This is a genomic window from Robertmurraya mesotrionivorans (assembly GCF_050971805.1).
Lineage (GTDB): Bacteria > Bacillota > Bacilli > Bacillales > Cytobacillaceae > Robertmurraya_A.
In genome coordinates, this window is sequence record NZ_JBPCCH010000020.1 from 18,091 (window position 1) to 36,083 (window position 17,993).

General features: G+C 39.6%; 21 protein-coding genes. 9 read left to right on the forward strand and 12 right to left on the reverse strand.

From position 1 onward, the window contains the following. Window positions 1-35: 35 nt before the first annotated feature. From ACRX5O_RS20685 to fabL, 7 genes are all read right to left on the reverse strand, one after another. Window positions 36-1,001 carry an ABC transporter ATP-binding protein gene (locus ACRX5O_RS20685; RefSeq protein WP_433907707.1) on the reverse strand — a complete coding sequence of 322 codons (966 nt, stop codon included), beginning with the start codon at window positions 999-1,001 and terminating at the stop codon, window positions 36-38. Then, window positions 994-1,983 (reverse strand): ABC transporter ATP-binding protein, encoded by a 990-nt coding sequence (locus ACRX5O_RS20690; protein ID WP_433907708.1) that lies wholly within the window; start codon window positions 1,981-1,983, stop codon window positions 994-996. Before ACRX5O_RS20690 ends, ACRX5O_RS20685 begins: the two co-directional genes overlap by 8 nt. 212 nt (window positions 1,984-2,195) lie before the next feature. After that, window positions 2,196-3,944 (reverse strand): ABC transporter ATP-binding protein, encoded by a 1,749-nt coding sequence (locus ACRX5O_RS20695; protein ID WP_433907709.1) that lies wholly within the window; start codon window positions 3,942-3,944, stop codon window positions 2,196-2,198. 86 nt (window positions 3,945-4,030) lie between these two features. Then, entirely contained in the window at window positions 4,031-4,561 is a 531-nt protein-coding gene (ntdP, locus tag ACRX5O_RS20700) for a nucleoside tri-diphosphate phosphatase (RefSeq protein ID WP_119710494.1), read from the reverse strand. A 211-nt stretch (window positions 4,562-4,772) separates the two neighbouring features. Continuing rightward, entirely contained in the window at window positions 4,773-5,030 is a 258-nt protein-coding gene (locus ACRX5O_RS20705; RefSeq protein WP_433907746.1) for a YgaB family protein, read from the reverse strand. A gap of 479 nt (window positions 5,031-5,509) precedes the next feature. Then, window positions 5,510-5,686 carry a gamma-type small acid-soluble spore protein gene (locus tag ACRX5O_RS20710; protein ID WP_433907710.1) on the reverse strand — a complete coding sequence of 59 codons (177 nt, stop codon included), beginning with the start codon at window positions 5,684-5,686 and terminating at the stop codon, window positions 5,510-5,512. Window positions 5,687-5,761: 75 nt separating this feature from the next. Further along, complete coding sequence (gene fabL / locus ACRX5O_RS20715; protein ID WP_433907711.1) at window positions 5,762-6,511, reverse strand: enoyl-[acyl-carrier-protein] reductase FabL; 750 nt, start codon at window positions 6,509-6,511, stop codon at window positions 5,762-5,764. 105 nt (window positions 6,512-6,616) lie between these two features. On the opposite strand from fabL, the gene ACRX5O_RS20720 reads away from it, so the two are divergent. Beyond that, window positions 6,617-6,841, forward strand: a complete 225-nt coding sequence (locus ACRX5O_RS20720) for a mother cell protein YfhS (RefSeq protein ID WP_433907712.1) — start codon at window positions 6,617-6,619, stop codon at window positions 6,839-6,841. A gap of 39 nt (window positions 6,842-6,880) precedes the next feature. On the opposite strand, the gene mutY is transcribed toward ACRX5O_RS20720, so the two are convergent. Then, a complete protein-coding gene (gene mutY / locus ACRX5O_RS20725) occupies window positions 6,881-7,975 on the reverse strand; it encodes an A/G-specific adenine glycosylase (RefSeq protein WP_433907713.1) in 1,095 nt (364 codons plus the stop codon). Window positions 7,976-8,191: 216 nt separating this feature from the next. Between mutY and ACRX5O_RS20730 the strand changes: the two genes are divergently transcribed. Then, window positions 8,192-9,172: a metal-dependent hydrolase gene (locus ACRX5O_RS20730; protein WP_433907714.1), complete on the forward strand. Its 981-nt coding sequence runs from the start codon at window positions 8,192-8,194 to the stop codon at window positions 9,170-9,172. A gap of 32 nt (window positions 9,173-9,204) precedes the next feature. On the opposite strand, the gene ACRX5O_RS20735 is transcribed toward ACRX5O_RS20730, so the two are convergent. Next, window positions 9,205-9,474 (reverse strand): YfhJ family protein, encoded by a 270-nt coding sequence (locus ACRX5O_RS20735; RefSeq protein ID WP_433907715.1) that lies wholly within the window; start codon window positions 9,472-9,474, stop codon window positions 9,205-9,207. 94 nt (window positions 9,475-9,568) lie between these two features. On the opposite strand from ACRX5O_RS20735, the gene ACRX5O_RS20740 reads away from it, so the two are divergent. Further along, on the forward strand, window positions 9,569-9,721 hold the full coding sequence (locus ACRX5O_RS20740) for a small, acid-soluble spore protein K (RefSeq protein WP_433907716.1): 153 nt from the start codon (window positions 9,569-9,571) through the stop codon (window positions 9,719-9,721). A gap of 6 nt (window positions 9,722-9,727) precedes the next feature. Here ACRX5O_RS20740 and ACRX5O_RS20745 read toward each other — a convergent pair whose 3' ends face one another. Beyond that, entirely contained in the window at window positions 9,728-10,072 is a 345-nt protein-coding gene (locus ACRX5O_RS20745) for a YfhH family protein (RefSeq protein WP_433907717.1), read from the reverse strand. An 81-nt stretch (window positions 10,073-10,153) separates the two neighbouring features. Between ACRX5O_RS20745 and ACRX5O_RS20750 the strand changes: the two genes are divergently transcribed. Then, window positions 10,154-10,813, forward strand: coding sequence for an SDR family NAD(P)-dependent oxidoreductase (locus tag ACRX5O_RS20750; RefSeq protein ID WP_433907718.1), 660 nt, complete (start codon window positions 10,154-10,156; stop codon window positions 10,811-10,813). Between the two features lie 6 nt (window positions 10,814-10,819). On the opposite strand, the gene recX is transcribed toward ACRX5O_RS20750, so the two are convergent. Further along, the gene (gene recX / locus ACRX5O_RS20755; RefSeq protein ID WP_433907719.1) at window positions 10,820-11,617 is read right to left on the reverse strand and encodes a recombination regulator RecX; all 798 of its coding nucleotides are present in this window, start codon (window positions 11,615-11,617) and stop codon (window positions 10,820-10,822) included. A gap of 101 nt (window positions 11,618-11,718) precedes the next feature. Here recX and ACRX5O_RS20760 point away from each other — a divergent pair, with 101 nt between their 5' ends. From ACRX5O_RS20760 to pepT, 4 genes are all read left to right on the forward strand, one after another. Beyond that, window positions 11,719-12,621 carry a TIGR01777 family oxidoreductase gene (locus ACRX5O_RS20760; protein WP_433907720.1) on the forward strand — a complete coding sequence of 301 codons (903 nt, stop codon included), beginning with the start codon at window positions 11,719-11,721 and terminating at the stop codon, window positions 12,619-12,621. 75 nt (window positions 12,622-12,696) lie between these two features. Then, window positions 12,697-12,825: a YfhE family protein gene (locus tag ACRX5O_RS20765; protein ID WP_084362114.1), complete on the forward strand. Its 129-nt coding sequence runs from the start codon at window positions 12,697-12,699 to the stop codon at window positions 12,823-12,825. 92 nt (window positions 12,826-12,917) lie between these two features. Further along, window positions 12,918-13,088: a YfhD family protein gene (locus ACRX5O_RS20770; protein ID WP_119707016.1), complete on the forward strand. Its 171-nt coding sequence runs from the start codon at window positions 12,918-12,920 to the stop codon at window positions 13,086-13,088. A 373-nt stretch (window positions 13,089-13,461) separates the two neighbouring features. Then, on the forward strand, window positions 13,462-14,697 hold the full coding sequence (gene pepT, locus ACRX5O_RS20775) for a peptidase T (RefSeq protein WP_433907721.1): 1,236 nt from the start codon (window positions 13,462-13,464) through the stop codon (window positions 14,695-14,697). A gap of 59 nt (window positions 14,698-14,756) precedes the next feature. Here pepT and ACRX5O_RS20780 read toward each other — a convergent pair whose 3' ends face one another. Continuing rightward, the gene (locus ACRX5O_RS20780; RefSeq protein WP_433907722.1) at window positions 14,757-15,230 is read right to left on the reverse strand and encodes a flavodoxin domain-containing protein; all 474 of its coding nucleotides are present in this window, start codon (window positions 15,228-15,230) and stop codon (window positions 14,757-14,759) included. A gap of 344 nt (window positions 15,231-15,574) precedes the next feature. On the opposite strand from ACRX5O_RS20780, the gene ACRX5O_RS20785 reads away from it, so the two are divergent. Next, window positions 15,575-17,899 carry an immune inhibitor A domain-containing protein gene (locus tag ACRX5O_RS20785; protein WP_490885387.1) on the forward strand — a complete coding sequence of 775 codons (2,325 nt, stop codon included), beginning with the start codon at window positions 15,575-15,577 and terminating at the stop codon, window positions 17,897-17,899. Window positions 17,900-17,993 lie beyond the last annotated feature (94 nt).

Below are 17,993 nucleotides of genomic sequence, written 5' to 3' on the forward strand. Positions count from 1 at the left end.
TTTTTTATTTATCATCCATGCCTCAAGTCACTTTTTTAGTAAAGGTGACATGCAGCAAAGTGACCAGGTTCGACTTCTTTCATTTCGGGTCTTGTTGTTTTACAGATATCCATACAATCCCTGCAGCGTGTGTGAAACGCACAACCCAGTGGAGGGTTAGATGGGCTTGGAAGATCTCCGCTTAAAAGCTCCCGATCCTTTTTGACATCTGGGTCAGGAATCGGAATGGAATCAAGTAAAGCTCTTGTATACGGGTGGAGAGGCTTTTGGTAAAGCTTCTCTGATTCAGTAATCTCTACCAATCTACCTAAATACATAACTCCCACTCGATCACTAATATGTTTGACTACTCCTAGATCATGAGCAATAAAGATATAGGTTAAACCAAAGTCCTTTTGCAAATCCTCAAGAAGATTTAACACCTGTGATTGAATGGATACATCAAGTGCTGAAACAGGTTCATCAGCGATAATAAGCTTTGGCTTGGTCATTAATGCACGAGCAATACCTATCCGTTGCCTTTGACCACCGCTGAATTGATGCGGGTATCTCTTCGCATGGTAACTGCTCAAACCAACAACCTCAAGCATTTCTCTCACTCTTCTTTTCCGCTCTTCCTTATCACCAATTCCATGAACGATAAGCGGTTCTTCGAGAATCTTTTCAACCGTATGTCGAGGGTTTAGAGAGGCAAAAGGGTCCTGAAAAACCATTTGAATCTCTTTTCTCATTTTTCTCATTGCATTTGAATTAAGACTTGTTAATTCTTGATCCTCAAAAACGACCTTTCCCTCTGTCGCCTCTAGCAAACGCATTAAAACACGGCCAGTTGTTGATTTACCACAACCAGATTCACCAACAAGACCTAGCGTTTCTCCCTTTCGAACATAAAAACTAACATCATCAACTGCTTTTACATGGCCGACTGTTTTTCCAAACAATCCGCCTGTAATAGGAAAATATTTTTTTAGATTATCAACTTTCAATAAAACATCAGTCATGAGCAAAAACTCCTTCATGGAGGAAGCATCTTACACTTTGACTATTCTCCAATTGATAGAGTTTCGGATCCTCTATGTAACAACGATCGTGCGCCTTATCGCAGCGGGCTGCGAAACGACAGCCTTTTTGTATGGATCCAGGTTTGGGAACGTTCCCAGGAATAGAATAAAGTCGCTCCTTTTTCTCTCTAACATCTGGTACTGATTGTAATAGTCCCATAGTGTATGGATGCTTTGGGTTTTTGAATATATCTCTTACTTCTGCTTCCTCAACAATTTTCCCCGCATACATAACGATAACCCGCTGACAAAGGTCTGCGACTACTCCTAGATCATGGGTAATCATGACGATTGCTGTATCCAGTTTTTCGTTCAAATCCTTCATTAACGCTAGAATTTGTGCCTGTATCGTAACATCCAATGCGGTTGTCGGCTCGTCGGCGATTAATAGTCGTGGGTGACAGGAAAGGGCCATCGCAATCATGACACGCTGTCTCATGCCACCTGATAGCTGATGAGGGTATTCATCGATTATTTGTTCAGCGCGAGGAAGTCCAACTAGCTTTAACATCTGGATCGCTTCGATTCGTGCTTCTTTTTTACTCATTTTCTTATGTATTCGAATTCCTTCTATTAATTGATTTCCTATTGTAAAAAGCGGATTAAGGGAAGTCATCGGCTCTTGGAAAATCATCGCTACTTCGTTGCCTCTTATCTCACGCATTCTTTTCTCTGAAGCCTGAACGATATTTTCACCATTTAACCAGATCTCACCATTTGTTATTTTCCCTGGCGGCTGGGGAACGAGCTTCATAATCGATAAGGAAGTCACGCTCTTTCCACACCCTGACTCACCAACAATCCCTAGAATCTCTCCCTTATTTACAGAGAAGCTGATTTGGTCAACGGCAGGAATCTCTCCATCTGCGGAAAAAAAGGTCGTCTGGAGCTGTTTTACATCTAAAACTGGAGTTTGACTCACAAAGTTACTCCTCTCTTACTGAATATTCAATTCATTCTTTTTTTTCATTTTATTCTATAAATACTGGTAAGTCTACAACTATTTCTCAATCTTACAAATTTTTAGAATAATATGTTAACATAGTAATTTTTAATACCATCCTCTCTATCTTATGAATACGTCTAAGAAGACATGACAAAAAGCCCCCGAAGGTTTCTCCCACGGGGGTGATATTAATGCTCCAACTGTTGAATTTGGAATAATTTATAGTAGTTGCCTTGCCTTTTCATCAGTTCTTCATGCTTTCCGATTTCAGAAATCTCTCCATTCTCTATCAAGACTATTCGGTCTGCATGAGTGATCGTGGACAGTCGATGAGCAACAATAAAGGTTGTTCGGTCCTTTGCCAGCTTTTCAAAAGCCTCTTGAATTAATGATTCACTCTCTAAATCTAAAGCGGAAGTGGCCTCATCCATCACAAGAATTGGCGGATTTTTAATAAATACTCTAGCAATAGCTATCCGTTGCTTTTGCCCACCAGAAAGCTTAACGCCTCTTTCTCCTACCTTTGTTTCGTACCCTTCTGGTAGGTTCAAGATAAATTCATGGGCATTTGCTGCCTTTGCAGCTGCAATTACCTCTTCATCTGAAGCTCCAGGTTTAGCTAGTAAAATATTCTCTTTAACCGAATCACTAAACAAAATACTATCTTGTAAAACCATTCCAATCTTATCTCTTAGTGAACGGACTTGTAAGGAACGGATATCTTGTCCATCTAAATAAATCGCTCCACCTGTCACATCATAAAACCTAGGAATTAAGCTAATCAAAGAGGATTTACCTCCACCGCTCATACCTACGAGTGCAATGGTCTCCCCTTGCGTCACTTCGAGATTTATGTTTTTTAATATATCTTGTTCATTCTCATTGTATCGAAAAAACACATTTTGGAAGTGAACGTTCCCAACCACAGTTTTACATTCAACTGCATTGGGTGAATCATCAATATCATATTTTTCATCCACAAATTCAAACACACGATCCATGGAGGCAATTGATTGTGTCAATGTCGTGGACGAATTAACCAATCTTCGTAGCGGATTATACAAACGATCAATATATGCAATAAATGCCACCATTTCTCCTATCGAAAGATCCCCTTGAATAACCTGATAGCCTGAGTATCCGATCACAATGAGCGGAGCAATGTCTGTTATCGTATTTACAACCGCAAAGGCTTTCGCATTCCACTTCGTATGGTCTAGAGCTTTTATAAGAAAATTTCTATTTTGCTTGTCAAATCGTTCCTGCTCATAGTCTTCTACTGCAAAGCTTTTAATAACAGACATCCCTTGAACTCTCTCATGGAGAAAGCTTTGTACTTCAGCAAGAGCCTGTGACCTTTTTCTTGTAAGTCCACGTAAATTGCCGAAGAAAAACTTTACGGAAAAGGCGTAAAAAGGAAACAAAACGAGTGAAACAAGTGTTAACTTAACATCCATCATCATCATTAAGATAATTGCTATTGCTATAGTGGCAATATCAAGCCATAAATTCATGAGTCCTGTAATGACAAATGTTTTTGTTTGCTCCACGTCATTAATAACACGTGAGATAACTTCCCCCGCTTTGGTATTTGAATAATATTTAAAACTCAATTTTTGAATATGTGTGTACAGCTTGTCTCTTATATCGTATAAAATTTTACTAGCAACCCATTGGGCATAGTATTGTCGATAGTACTCAATTGGCGGTCTAGCAACAACAAAAATAACCATCATAATGGCCATTATCATAAATAGCTTACTCGTTTTTTCTTCAGCAGATAATGTTTGATTACCAACGATATCATCTAGGACATATTTGATTAAAATCGGAATTAATAGCGGTATAACAAACTTAATGATTCCAATAATGATTGTCCCGATGATTTGTAATCGATACGGTTTTACAAAGTGTAAATACCTTCGAATGCTGCTCATCCTGACACCCTCCATTCAGCTCTTACTCACATAAAGAAAAACCTGTTGCAACTAGTGACAACAGGGGTTTTTCTTCCGTTAAATGATTACCGTCTGTATGTTAAATATCTTTCGTACCATGTATCAATAAAATCCGGTGCAAAAGGTCCTTTTCGTTGACGAATCCAACTAATCAGGTTGTCCACATTTGCGCGAAGAATTTTATCAATGACTTCCGGGTAGTTCATCTCAATACGATGACGCTCGTACTCATCCTCGTCTAACAAATTAAAAGTCATATCTGGAAACACTTTAATATCAAGGTCATAGTCAATGTATTTTAATGCTTCTCCATCAAAAATAAATGGGGAGCTTATGTTGCAATAATAATACACTCCATCTTCACGTATCATTCCGATGACATTAAACCAGTATTGAGAATGAAAATAACATATAGCTGGTTCTCTAGTAATCCACGTTCTTCCATCCGATTCAGTTACGATGGTACGGTCATTTCCACCAATGACTAATCCTTGCGTTCCCTTTAATACGGTAGTCTCCTCCCATACTCGATGGATGTGACCATTATGTTTGTAACTATGTATTTGGATCGGTTCACCTTCCATGGGTACGCCCATTTTTCTCCCTACTTTCATTATCCGAACGCTCCCGAAACCTAAAAAATGCTAATATAATAAATGTTTTCCTCAAAAGGTTACAAAGAACATTTCCTGTTTTCTACTATTATAACGGTAAAACATCGAATTTAAAACAAAGAGCCCTTGAAATTTCTCAAAGGCTTTATAATTTACGTATAAAATTAGTTAAATTGTGTTATTTTTTCTCTTTTTATCTTTTCAAAGCTATTTCTGCTTCCTGATATGAGCGAATAAGCTCCTCCGTTTGCCTTTCAAAAATTTGATGAATATCACGCAAATCTTGCTTCATTTGCTGAATCTCATCCTGAATACTCTCCAACTTCGCATGCTTTTGTAGCAATCTCAATTCCTCTTCAATTTCCTGACAGCGTTCAAGCTCTGTTTGTATGTATAGTAGCTTTTCCATTGTAGCCATTTGTTCACCAACTAATCGTGAAAAATCACTCACCATTGTCCACCGCCTTCTTTTTCGATATATATACTATTCGGTAAGGTTTATGAGTTTCCTTTGACTAGTTATGTAGACGTATTAGAAGTTTTGTCGAACACAGAAAAGCGGAAGCGCCCGTTTAGCAACGTATGGACTGGAGAGCTTCGACTGAGATAAAGGAAACACGGAGAGCGGAAGCGATTCGATGTTGACTTATCGTAGGGAGAAGATCGAAGTACACTAGTTGCTGGGCGCTGGAGCTGGACACAGAAAAGCGGAAGAAGCTTGCTCAGGGGCGACAAGCATAAGGCGAAGCACGCAGGAAGGCCTGCCTTCTGGAGTGCTTTGACTTATGACCTAGGAATAATGTCTTTATATTATTCCATCGAGGGGCTAGGCGCTGGAGTTGGACACAGAAAAGCGGAAGCGCCAGTTACTCTACATAAATAAATAAGGTGCTCTTTCCGATTAGAAAGAGCACCTTACTGTGGTTAATATTAAGAGTTTTGGCCCTTGCGAGACTCAGCTTGAGCGTTTTGTTGTTTTACTTCTTGTGCGTTAGTTTCGCTAGCGAACTCAGTACCGTATTGGCCTTGTCCAGCTGATGCAGCGTTTTGTTGTCTCACTTCTTGAACGTTAGTTCCAGATTGAGTTTTGTTTGGTTGCTTTGCCATTGTAATCACCTCCACAGAAATTAATTTATCCAAGAGGTGATTGGTCTATCCTAAAGAATTTTTTTCCAATTTTTATTACACTAAAAGAGAAATTCCTCCATCAACGATAATGGTTTGTCCACGAATCATATCTGATCCATCGCTTAACAAGAACATGATGGTGTTCACCATATCATCAATTTCAACCATTCTCCCTGCAGGTGTTTTTTGTCTTGCTTCTTCCAACATTTCTTCACGATTTGGAAAATGAAGAAGTGCCTCTGTATCAATTGCCCCACCTGAAACTGCGTTTACTCGAATGTTTTTGGGTGCTAATTCCACAGCTAAATAACGCGTTAGCGCTTCAAGTGCTGCCTTTGATACACCAACAGTTGTATAATTTTCCAAATAGCGAATGGATCCAAGTGAGCTAATACTCACAATTTTTCCTCCATCATTTTTCTCCATCAGTTTTGCTGCTTCCTGTGCACAAAATAAGAGTGCCTTGCTATTAATATTCATCGTCCATTCCCAGTGAGATTCTTCAAGTTCCATTGCTGGGCGAAGAACACCTGAAGCGGCATTACTTACAAATATATCGAGTCTTCCAAAATGAGCATCAATTTCTTCAAACATCGTTTTGATTTTACTAACATCACCAACGTTTGCTTTAACAACCAATACCTTTCTGCCAAGAGCCTCAATTTCTGCTGCAGTTTCAAGCGCCGCTTTTTTGCTGCGAGCGTAGTTAACGACAATATCGTATCCTTCTTTTGCTAATCGTAGGGCAGTTGCTTTTCCAATACCTCTACTACTTCCTGTAATTAGTGCTACTTTATTTGTCATATGTACATATCCCTTCACTTTCTGATAATTTTTCTTTTATATGAATAGTTCACAAATAAGATTACCACAATACATCTATAAGAAAAATAGAGGATGTGTGAGACAATGTATGTAGGTCGAGATATGACAGAACTCTCTATGATACCAAAAACGGATTGGAAAAATGAAGAGCTAGCTTTTTTCCATCACTCGCTTCAACAAATTATGCCGTATTTAAATTCAGAAGGTGTAACAATCCACCGAGAGATTATTAAGGAAATCGAAGAGCGTGGTGGGCTTCATCGAAATGAAGCCGACTGGACGCATGGGACTAGGATTTCTTACGATTAATTGAAAAGTGGAAGAAAAAACGCCACATGCTAGTGGCGTTTACTCCTTTTTATAGAATTGACGCAGCATTTTCTGATGGGAAACCGGAAAGGCAAAGCTCTCTATTTCATCTTGATTAACTATCTTTAAAGCATCAGATGTCTTGATAGGTGCTAATAATGTTCCTTCATACACATTAATATTCCATACAAGATGAGAGAAGACATGTTCAATATGGCCTACAAGCTCCCCTATCTCACTTTGAATTTCATATTCTTCCTTTAGATTAGATACTAACTGTTCTCTATCTCCTAAAACAGGAAGATGGATTTCCACATTTGGAAACTGCCACAAATTCGCAAGCAAACCGGATGAAGGGCGCTTTTGAATAACCGTTCGTCCCTCAGTATCTTTCAGAACAACCGCTGCGAGTTGAACTTTTCGTTGTTTTTTTGCCTTCGTTTTAACAGGCAATTCGTTTTGAGTTCCTTCCTCGAAGGCATGACAGTGGTCACGAACCGGACAGAGCAAGCACGATGGTGAAGTTGGCGTACAAATTAATGCGCCTAGCTCCATTAATGCTTGGTTAAAATAAGATGGGTTTTCATGTGAAATAAAGGCACGAACAGCTTCCTCGAACACTTTTCTACTGGATGCTTTTGCAATATCATCCCAAATCGAAAGAATCCTGGAAAATACTCGCATCACGTTCCCATCAACGGCTGGTTCTGGTACTCCATAGGCTATGGATAGAATGGCGCCTGCGGTATAGGGACCAACACCTTTTAAGCTAGAAATTTCCTTTGGCGTATTTGGTACTTTTCCACCATACTGCTCATGAACCTCTCGAACAGCTGATTGAAGATTACGGACTCTTGAGTAATAACCTAACCCTTCCCAAGCCTTTAATACTTTTTCTTCATCAGCAATAGATAAAGCTTCTATCGTAGGGAACTCTGTGATAAATCGGTTGAAATACGGAATGACTGTATCGACCCTTGTTTGCTGAAGCATGATCTCTGAAACCCAGACTTTGTAAGGATCTTGGTCTTTCCGCCAAGGAAGGTCTCTTTGCTCTCTTTCAAACCAGCCGATTAAATCCTTTTGAAATTCTTCCTTATTTATATTTGTTACGTTTTTTAAAGAATTGGACATTTTTTTGCCTCCAAAAAATTAAACAAGTACATACTAAGGGAATATAATAGCTTATCCCATTCATATTTTACGAAATCTTAAAATTGGACCGTGAATACACAGTAATTGTTACAACTACTTTAAAGTAACGATTTATCACTACTTTTACAAGAAAATTATTGATAAAATTAAGATAAAAGCAGGATTAAATATTTCCTAAAAAGGAGGGAGATTCCTTTGGATACCGGTACACACGTAGTGATGGGATTAGCTTTAGGAGGACTTGCGACACTCGATCCCGTTGTAGCAAGTAGCTCTGCAACAGCAACTAGTGTCATGATTGCAACTCTTGTTGGCTCACAAGCCCCTGATATCGACACAGTATTAAAGCTTAGAAACAATGCCGTTTATATTCGTAACCACCGTGGAATCACACACTCCATCCCAGCTGTTTTGCTTTGGCCTTTAGCCATCACAGCTATTATTTATCCAATATTTCCAGATGCCAATTTACTTCACTTATGGCTTTGGACCTTTTTAGCTGTTTTTCTTCATGTATTCGTCGATATTTTCAATGCATATGGTACGCAGGCGTTACGGCCGTTTTCTTCTAAATGGGTAGCGCTTGGTATTATTAACACGTTTGATCCATTTATTTTTGCCATGCATATTGTTGGCATAATTGCTTGGGTGTTTGGAGCACATCCTGGTTATACGTTTATCGGTGTGTATGCCGTCTTGGTTGCTTACTATATCTTTCGATTTATTACCCAGCGAAAGGTTTATCATGAGGTGAAAAAACTTGTTCCAGATGCAACAGACATCATTATTGCTCCAACTATGAAGTTTCACCAGTGGCGAATTGCTGTCATGAATAAAAACCAATTCTTTGTTGGACGTGCCCATGATAACAAAGTGCGTATTCTTGACCAATTTAAACGCGTTGCTGTTCCTGAGACCCCAGTTCTTGAAGCAGCAAAGCTAGATAAAAACCTTTCAGCATTTCTATCGTTTTCTCCTGTTTATCGGTGGGAAGTTGATGAATATGATACGTATTACGAAGTACGTTTTATTGACCTAAGGTATCGCAGTAACGGTCATTACCCATTTGTGGCCGTTGTTCAATTAGATCTTGAGTTTCAAATCCTTTCCTCTTATACTGGTTGGATCTTTAGTGAGGAAAAATTACGTAAAAAGCTGGATATTATCCCTGGATAACGAAAAGCGATGTCTCCATTAGACATCGCTTTTTAATTTAGTTCATTCGGGTCCTGCTCTAATAGATGCTTATATTTCGGATTGGAAGCGACAAAATCATGAAGCTTATCACCATAATAATCGATCCATTGTCGAACAATTCTTTCTGTCATCTCACTCCCTCGGTAGGAGTAACCAGCCTTTGCTCTTGTTGTCTCAAAATCATCCCACAGAAGCTCCACCCATGTCCGAGCTTGTCCAAATGAAAGTTTGTTATTTTTTTCCAAAAGTAATTCAATTAGTTTTTGCTGATAATGTTCCATTCATTTCACCTCTTTTCCAGTTATCGATGCCCTCTGAGTAAAGCATACTAATAGTGCTTGATTATTTCATCACTCATTTTGAGGAGGTAAAGCGATGCGAAATAAAGCAAAGGATTTTGCAAACCAAAACGGTAATAAATTTCAGGGCGAACCAAGGGCGAGACCTGAATTTTCTTCCAAAAGAGCGGATGGAACGATTAATACACATCCACAAGAACGGATGAAAAATTCTAGTACTCGAGGTTAAATTAAATTACCGGGAATCAGCCTGTCTGGTTCCCTCTTTTCTCAGCATCGAGATTGGTAATGCCTCTTCTTTTTTGCTCCCCGCTAATCGGTAGCCCCACGCAAACACTCCGTTTAAATAATCAATTTTAAAATAAGCGCCTGGATCTCCTTCAATCTCATATATATCACCAGGATTAAAATTTGATGGATTTAACAAATAGGCTTTAGCCATTATTGCTTTTCTTTCTAATACAGCGTATTCATTTACCATCCCTAATTGCTCTGCTTTTCTTGCCTTTTCATTTAGTTTAGCTATTTCTTGATGTAATTCGAATTCAGAAAGTTCACTGTAACGTTTTTCTTTTTCCATCCCAACCACCTGCTTCTTATGGTGTATTTTCGTATACGTAATGGTACCATAATATTATTCCAGACGAAAGGAAGATACATATTGAATTCTATTATTATCACGGGAGCTGGAACAGGTCTTGGTCGAGAGCTTGCCCTAAAGTATGGAAAGGAAGGCTACCATCTTATTTTAGTTGGAAGGTCAGAAGAAACCTTATCCGAAGTAAAAAATCTACTGAATGACGCACATATAACCGTTATGGATATACGAAACAAACGGGAGGTTGATGAGAAAATCAAATTCCTTTTAAAAGAGTATAAAGTAGTCGGGCTTATTAACAATGCCGGGATTGGATTATTTGGTCCTTTTGAAAAAGTTAAGGAAAATGAGATCGACGAGATGTTCCAAACGAATGTGCTCGGCACCATGTATATGACTCAAGCTGTTCTCCCAAATATATGCGAATTAGACGGAAGCTTTATTATGAATATTATTTCAACCGCTGGACTGCGGGGAAAAGTGAATGAGGCGGCCTATGTCGCAAGTAAATTTGCCGTTCGAGGTTTTACTGAAAGCATACAGAAGGAATATAAAGAAAAACCTGTTCTTATTTCAGCGGTGTATATGGGTGGGATGAACACACCCTTTTGGAATCGTTCCGAGCATGTAAAGGACCCTTTCAAATTCCGTTCTCCAGCAGAAGTGGCAGAGATCATTTTTTCACAGAAAGAGAAAGAATGTGTAGTGATCGAGTCCAAATAAACCATATTATTTGGACTCTAAATACTTTGTAATAACGTCAATGGAAAAACCTTTTCGATAAAGAGCCTGCTTCATTTTTTGCTTATACTCATATCCAGTATATTTACTGTATTTTCGCTCCAACTTTTCTGCTTGATAACGCAATGACTCCAATTCTTCGTCATCACTTGTGTCTTCAATTTGCTCCAAAGCAATTTGGTTGACCTCTGAGGTATATCCTTTTCTGAATAAAAGCTGTTCGATCTTTTGTTTCATGATTTTCTGTGATTCTTGTTTGTTTTTCTTCATATATTTCTCACATAAAGCAATAGCCTTCTCAAGCTGCAGTTCAAAGGGAAACTCATCAATCGCTTCAAGAATATAAGCTTCTGATATTCCCTTTTCCTTCAGTTCTCGCTTGATGACGGTTGGTCCTTTGTCGGTTGTATTCATTTGAGTTCTTACGTAGGCAAAAGCAAGCTGTTCGTCATTTAGGAATTGGTATTCATTCAGCTTATGAATAACCTCTTGAATGATTACATCATCCACTTCTTTTTCAACTAAATGCTTTCTAATTTCTGCTTCCGTTCTCATCATTCGTGCTAAATAATTCACTGCCGTGTTGTAAGCTTTTCGAATATCATCTGAATACGCTATTTTCGATAAGAGAAGATCATCAAGCACCATGCCCTTTTTCAGGCTGTGTTTAATTAGTACGTCCTCATCCACACTAAAACCATATTCTTCACCTTTTCCATGATCAAGGAAAATATTATACCGATCGGTTCGTTTTTTTTGAGCAGTTATTTTTGTGATTGTTGTCATCTTTATTCACCTCTTATAGTAATGTAGCACATTTGAGTACGTTGAATATGAAGGCAATCGTGTAGAATAAAAGCAAATGATTTTTTATAGGAGGAAAGCTGATGCGAATTGCCATTACGGGCGGGACTGGACTTGTCGGCAAAGCTCTTACGGAATCCCTCAGAGCGGACGGACATGATCTTTTTATTTTAACGCGTAATCAGGAAAATGGGTATCAAAAAGGGGTCACTTATGTAAAGTGGCTTTCTAGAGATGCGGATCCAGCAAGTGAGATTGATGCTATTGATGTAATCATTAATCTCGCTGGTGAGTCCATTAATAGTGGACGTTGGTCAGATGAAAGGAAGGCGCGAATAGTAAATAGCAGAGTAAGTGCGACGAACGAAGTAGTTTCTATCATTAAGCGCTTAAAGCAAAAACCAAAATTACTTATTAATGCCAGTGGTATTGGTTTTTATGGTACCTCAACTGTTGATACTTTTACTGAAGCAACTGAAAAAGCCGGTAATGATTTCCTTGCACAAACGGTGGAAAAATGGGAGGCTGCAACCCAAGAGGCTAGAGAACTTGGTGTTCGAACCGTATTTGCCCGCTTTGGAGTAATCTTAGACAAAAAGGATGGTGCTTTACCAAGGATCGCTCTTCCTTATCATTTGTTTGCAGGCGGAACGGTTGGTTCTGGAGATCAGTGGCTTTCGTGGATACATATTAAAGATGTCGTTCACGGACTTCGGCATGTAATTGGATCATCTGAGCTGTCTGGCCCCGTCAATTTTTGTGCTCCTGAGGCAGTGACGATGAAGAGTTTTGGAAAAACGCTTGGGACTGTCTTAAATCGCCCTCACTGGATTCCTGCCCCTTCGTTTGCGCTTCAGCTTTTACTTGGTGAAATGAGCATGCTTGTGCTAGAAGGTCAAAGGGTTATTCCAGAAAAATTACTTAAGAGCGGGTTTTCGTTCACATTTCCAACTCTCGAAGAGGCTCTTCGTAATATTTACTCATAAAAGAAGTATGCAAATGGTTCGTTAAGGTAAAAATTAGTAACGTGAATACTACCTTAATGAAAGGATGTTTTTTGAATGAGTGATAAGAAGAAAAAGGATAAGTCTAAAAGCACGTTGTCAAGCATGCAAGAGGTAACTTACTCACGAGAGTTCAAGCTTGCTGACCAAGCAGGAGGATTCTCAGGTAAAAAGTCGAGACATTAAACTTTTTCCATTCATAACAATGTCCGGGAAGGTAAAGGATAAAAGTACGGGAATATGTTACATTTCCGTACTTTTTTCTATGAAAGGGGCAGATGGCATTGAGTAAAAAACAAACACTTCCACAAACACCAAAGAATATGAAATCAGACGGGTTGGATGTAGAATTTAGCCGTGACCTAGCGGACCATGATGACTTAGAAGCAATGGCTCGTTCAAAAGCAGCAGATAAGCGTGCAAAAAGCGGACAGAACCAAAAGTTCTAAGCAAGAGACAGAAGTTGTGCACAACATTATCCACAATCCTGTGGATAATGTTAACAATTCATCATGAATATGTATATAAAGGGCTCCCTCTACCAATAGTTATTCACAACCCTTCACAAAACCTGTGCAAAACCGGTGACACAAAACCGGGTGACAGACACCCTTCGTGGACACTTTAGGCTGTTTTGTCCACCGGGGGTGTCTGTCACCTCTCGTGGACACTCTGGGTAGATTTGTCCACCAGTGGCGGACAGTCCTCTTTTCTTCCTCGCTAAATTGATACATGACACTAGTTTTCCCCTATGATAATATGATTCTTGTAGTTACATAAATTTAGTAACCCTAATTATCACCCAAAAGGAGCTGAAGCGCTTTGAAAATCGAATTGATTGATCGTTTTATTTCTTATGTTGTTATTGACACGCAATCAAATGACGAAAGCAACACCTGCCCTTCCACCCCTGGTCAGCTTACACTTGCCAATAAGCTTGTAGATGAGCTAAAGTCAATTGGCCTAGAAGATATTAGTATAGATGAAAATGGCTATGTTATGGCCACCCTTCCAGCAAATACAGATAAAGAAGTTCCAACGATTGGTTTCTTAGCCCATCTTGACACCGCGACCGATTTTACCGGCAACGGAGTGAATCCATTACTTCACGAAAACTATGACGGCAACGATATCGTTCTCAACGAAGACCTACATATTGTCCTTTCACCAAAGGATTTTCCAAATTTAAAAAACTACATCGGCCATCATTTAATTACAACCGATGGAACTACCTTACTTGGCGCTGATAACAAAGCGGGAATAGCTGAAATTATGACTGCTATGGCCTACTTAGTCCAGCATCCTGAGATTAAACATGGGAAAATTCGTGTTGCGTTTACACCTGATGAGGAAATTGGACGTGGACCACATAAATTTGATGTTGATAAATTTGCTGCCACATATGCTTATACAGTGGATGGTGGACCTATTGGAGAGCTTCAATACGAAAGCTTTAGTGCTGCTGCTGCAAAGATAACAATCAAAGGAAATAATATACACCCTGGTACCGCTAAAGGTAAAATGGTTAATTCAGCTAAGATAGCAATGGAATTAAACAGCCTCCTTCCAAGCGAAGAAGCCCCGGAATATAAAGAGGGCTATGAAGGCTTCTACCATCTTCTCTCCTTCCATGGAGATGTTGAAAAGACTGTCCTTAGTTACATTATTCGAGATTTCGACCGCACAAGCTTCAATAATAGAAAAGCTTCGATGGAAAAAATTGTTACTAACTTAAACGAGAAGTACGGGCAAGGAACCATTGAGCTTGAGCTTCACGATCAATACTTTAATATGAGAGAAAAGATTGAACCGGTTAAAGAGATTGTTAATATTGCTCACGAGGCAATGACTAAGCTCGGCATTGAGCCGATTATCGAGCCAATTCGTGGAGGAACTGATGGTTCCCAACTTTCCTATATGGGTCTACCAACACCAAATATCTTCACTGGTGGAGAGAACTTCCACGGGAAATTTGAGTTTATCTCCATTGATAACATGCTAAAGGCAACAAATGTGATAGTGGAAATCGCTCGACTATTTGAGGAAAAAACAAACTAAAAGGTGACTGTACGCCCCACGTGGACAAATCAACCTGATTTGTCCACGAAGGGTGTCTGTCACCTTAATTTGTTTGCGAAGTGGGTTATCTTGGTTTCATCTAGATTAAATTGGCTTTCTTTTACTTTGTGAACTTTTTTGATGATGAATCTTTCTAGCATATTCATTTTTGCGAAGTCAAGTTCATAGCCAAATACTTCCTTAGCAACTGCGTGGTCTATTAAGTTTTGAGGAAATGCTTGATTAAACTCCACTTCTATGACAGATTGGTCCGGGTGCCCTGCACATAAAAATAATCCAACCTTTTTTGAAAGTAAGGTTTCTAGATGGGTTTCCATAAAGGATGTGAGTTCTTTTTGAACTCTCCCCATATAGATGCTTCCCCCTATTACTACTGTTGAATAGTCAGAAAGACCCGGTACCTTATCCTTTAAAACATTCACTACATCAACATCGCTAAACTTCTCTCGTAGCAGGTTTACCGACTTTTCTACCGTTCCATGCTTCGTTGTATAAATGATTAGTATACTCACATTCTCTCCTCCTTTCTCCCGTTTTGACTCAACCCTAGCTGTTAGTTGCAATATCTACCACAGGTAAATTCCTTCTATTTTTCTATATTACCAACACCACTTCTCAAATATCTTTTTATAGTAAAATATTCACAAAATTTTTAGATATTTATACAAGAATAATCAGTCACTTTTCCCTATAAACATTTTCAAATTATTCTGATATATTTGAATCACTCGTGTTACTAAATAATTGAAATTCTACATACCTTTTCAACTAGTAACATAGACCAAAGGATGGAGGGAAAAATTTGAAAATCTCAAAAGTTATATCCTCAGCCGCTGCTTTGGCACTAAGTGTAGGGATGCTATCTACAACTCTACCAATTAGTTCCAAAATAGCAGCAGAATCAGCAAGTGGTTCACACGCTTCCCACTCACATGCAAGTGGTTCCCCATTTGACCTCGGAATTGCCAATGACGAGCGATTAATCAAAATGCTAAAAGCTTCAGGCAAAATCGCACAAAATGCAAGCCCAGCAGAGGCAGAAAAAGCTTTAAACAAATTCCTACAAAACAAAGCAACATCAGCTGAAAAGGAAGCTGGTGAACTCCATGAAAAGGAAGAAGATGTTCGGACCGCTCTTCAAAAGGAAATGAAAACTTCTAGCTTAACAAACGGAAATGGAAACAAGCTTGGTCAGACAAAGGAGCAATCCGTTGACTCTGTACAAGAGGAAGCATGGGACGGGGGCACGAGAACAGATAAAGTACTGGTTGTGCTAATGGAATACCCTGACCTCCCTCACAATACACTTACCCCAGAAGAAACCGATATGTACTACGAGGGTGAAGAGGCATACTCTCAAGCTCACTATCAGGACATGCTTTTTGGAACAGGTGGCTGGAAAGGTCCAGATGGCAAAACCTATGTATCTATGAAACAATATTATGAACAACAATCTGGTGGTAGCTACTCTGTAGAAGGTACAGTCGCTGGATGGTACAAAGCTAAAAACCCAGCTGCATATTACGGTGGAAACGTCCCTACTCCTGATGGTAGCGACGCAAGACCAAGAAACTTAATTGCTGAAGCACTTAATGCTGCTGCTGCAGATCCAAATGTTAATCTTGAAGATTATGACGAATGGGATCGTTACGACCTTGACGGCGATGGAGATTACCTTGAGCCAGACGGACTCGTTGACCATCTGATGGTGATTCACTCTGGTGTTGGTGAAGAAGCTGGCGGTGGAAAAATCGGTGGAGACGCGATTTGGTCACATCGTTGGAACCTGGGTGGAGTTTATCCGATTGCTGGAACAGAAGCTACTGTCCCTTATTGGGGTGGAACAATGGCTGCTTACGACTACACAGTTGAACCTGAAGACGGCGCAGTCGGAGTAATGGCTCACGAATTCGGCCACGATTTAGGCCTTCCAGATGAGTATGACACTCAGTACACAGGTCAAGGTGAACCAGTTGGTTACTGGTCTATCATGGCAAGCGGCAGCTGGGCGGGCGCTCTTCCTGGTTCTATGCCAACCGGCTTTAGCCCATACATGAAAGAAATGCTACAAGCCTCTGCAGGTGGTAACTGGCAAACAGGCACTGAAATTGACATTGCAGATGTATCTAAGGCAGGCGTTGAAGTCCTTCTAGATGAAGCAGCTTCAAAAGGTACTAATAACGATGTGTTAAAAGTAACACTTCCTGACAAAGAAACAGTCATTACTTCTCCATACAGTGGGGAATCAATGTATTTCTCAGGTAGCGCCAATGATTTAGATAACTCTTTATCTACTACTCTAGATTTAACGGATGCAACATCAGCTAAGTTGACATTCAAAACATGGTACGACATTGAAGTTGATTGGGATTATGCTTCCGTTCAAGTTAATGGTGAGACAATTCCAGGTAACCTAACAACAACAACTAATCCACATGACCAAAACCCTGGGCATGGAATCACAGGCTCTTCTAACGGAGAGTGGGTGGATGCAGAATTCGACTTATCAGCCTTCGTTGGTGAAGAAGTTGAACTTTCCATCAACTACTGGACTGATGTAGCTGCAGTACTTCCAGGTCTTTATGTAGACGATTTAGCAGTAAGTGTTAACGGAGAACAAGTTGTATTTGATGATGCTGAGGGAGAATCATCATTTGTAGCTGACGGCTTCTCAAAATCAAATGGAGTTGTAACTTCCGAACATTACTACTTGCTGGAATGGCGCAGCCACAACGGCGTTGACGAAGGATTAGCAAATATTCGTCGTGGTGCTAGCTTAATGAGTTATGACCAAGGCTTAGTCGTTTGGTATGTTGATAAAAAGTTCGATTCTAACTGGACAGGAATTCACCCTGGCGATGGTTTTGTTGGTGTCGTTGACGCGGATCAGCACACGAACTACTGGAGTGACGGTGCAGTTGGTTCTACTCGCTACCAAATTCACGATGCAGCCTTCAATGTTAATAAAACAGATAAAATGTTCTTAGATTACACTAGTACTCTAGGAATCACAATGAAAGATAATTTTACTCAACGCTCTCCTTTATTCGATGACAGTGCAGATTATTCAAACAAAGGTTTGGTTGATGCTGGACGTAACGTACCTCAATTCGGGTTAAAAGTTCGCGTAATTGACCAAAGCTCTGATGGCACAGTTGGTAAGATTCTTCTATTTAAATAAGAACTAAGACGGACGATGGAGTGCGCTCCATCGTCTTTTTTTGTCGCGCTTCCATTTTTTTCTGAAAATTAAAATCCTTTTTGATATGATGAAT

Coding starts and splice junctions, on each gene's coding strand:
- ACRX5O_RS20720 (WP_433907712.1), top strand. CDS start 6,617: ATGTATGTAGGTCGAGATATGACAGAACTCTCTATGATACCAAAAACG.
- ACRX5O_RS20765 (WP_084362114.1), top strand. CDS start 12,697: ATGAGTGATAAGAAGAAAAAGGATAAGTCTAAAAGCACGTTGTCAAGC.
- ACRX5O_RS20710 (WP_433907710.1), bottom strand. CDS start 5,686: ATGGCAAAGCAACCAAACAAAACTCAATCTGGAACTAACGTTCAAGAA.
- ACRX5O_RS20740 (WP_433907716.1), top strand. CDS start 9,569: ATGCGAAATAAAGCAAAGGATTTTGCAAACCAAAACGGTAATAAATTT.
- recX (WP_433907719.1), bottom strand. CDS start 11,617: ATGACAACAATCACAAAAATAACTGCTCAAAAAAAACGAACCGATCGG.
- ACRX5O_RS20745 (WP_433907717.1), bottom strand. CDS start 10,072: ATGGAAAAAGAAAAACGTTACAGTGAACTTTCTGAATTCGAATTACAT.
- ACRX5O_RS20785 (WP_490885387.1), top strand. CDS start 15,575: ATGCTATCTACAACTCTACCAATTAGTTCCAAAATAGCAGCAGAATCA.
- fabL (WP_433907711.1), bottom strand. CDS start 6,511: ATGACAAATAAAGTAGCACTAATTACAGGAAGTAGTAGAGGTATTGGA.
- ACRX5O_RS20770 (WP_119707016.1), top strand. CDS start 12,918: ATGGCATTGAGTAAAAAACAAACACTTCCACAAACACCAAAGAATATG.
- ntdP (WP_119710494.1), bottom strand. CDS start 4,561: ATGGGCGTACCCATGGAAGGTGAACCGATCCAAATACATAGTTACAAA.
- ACRX5O_RS20735 (WP_433907715.1), bottom strand. CDS start 9,474: ATGGAACATTATCAGCAAAAACTAATTGAATTACTTTTGGAAAAAAAT.
- ACRX5O_RS20685 (WP_433907707.1), bottom strand. CDS start 1,001: ATGACTGATGTTTTATTGAAAGTTGATAATCTAAAAAAATATTTTCCT.
- ACRX5O_RS20695 (WP_433907709.1), bottom strand. CDS start 3,944: ATGAGCAGCATTCGAAGGTATTTACACTTTGTAAAACCGTATCGATTA.
- ACRX5O_RS20760 (WP_433907720.1), top strand. CDS start 11,719: ATGCGAATTGCCATTACGGGCGGGACTGGACTTGTCGGCAAAGCTCTT.
- mutY (WP_433907713.1), bottom strand. CDS start 7,975: ATGTCCAATTCTTTAAAAAACGTAACAAATATAAATAAGGAAGAATTT.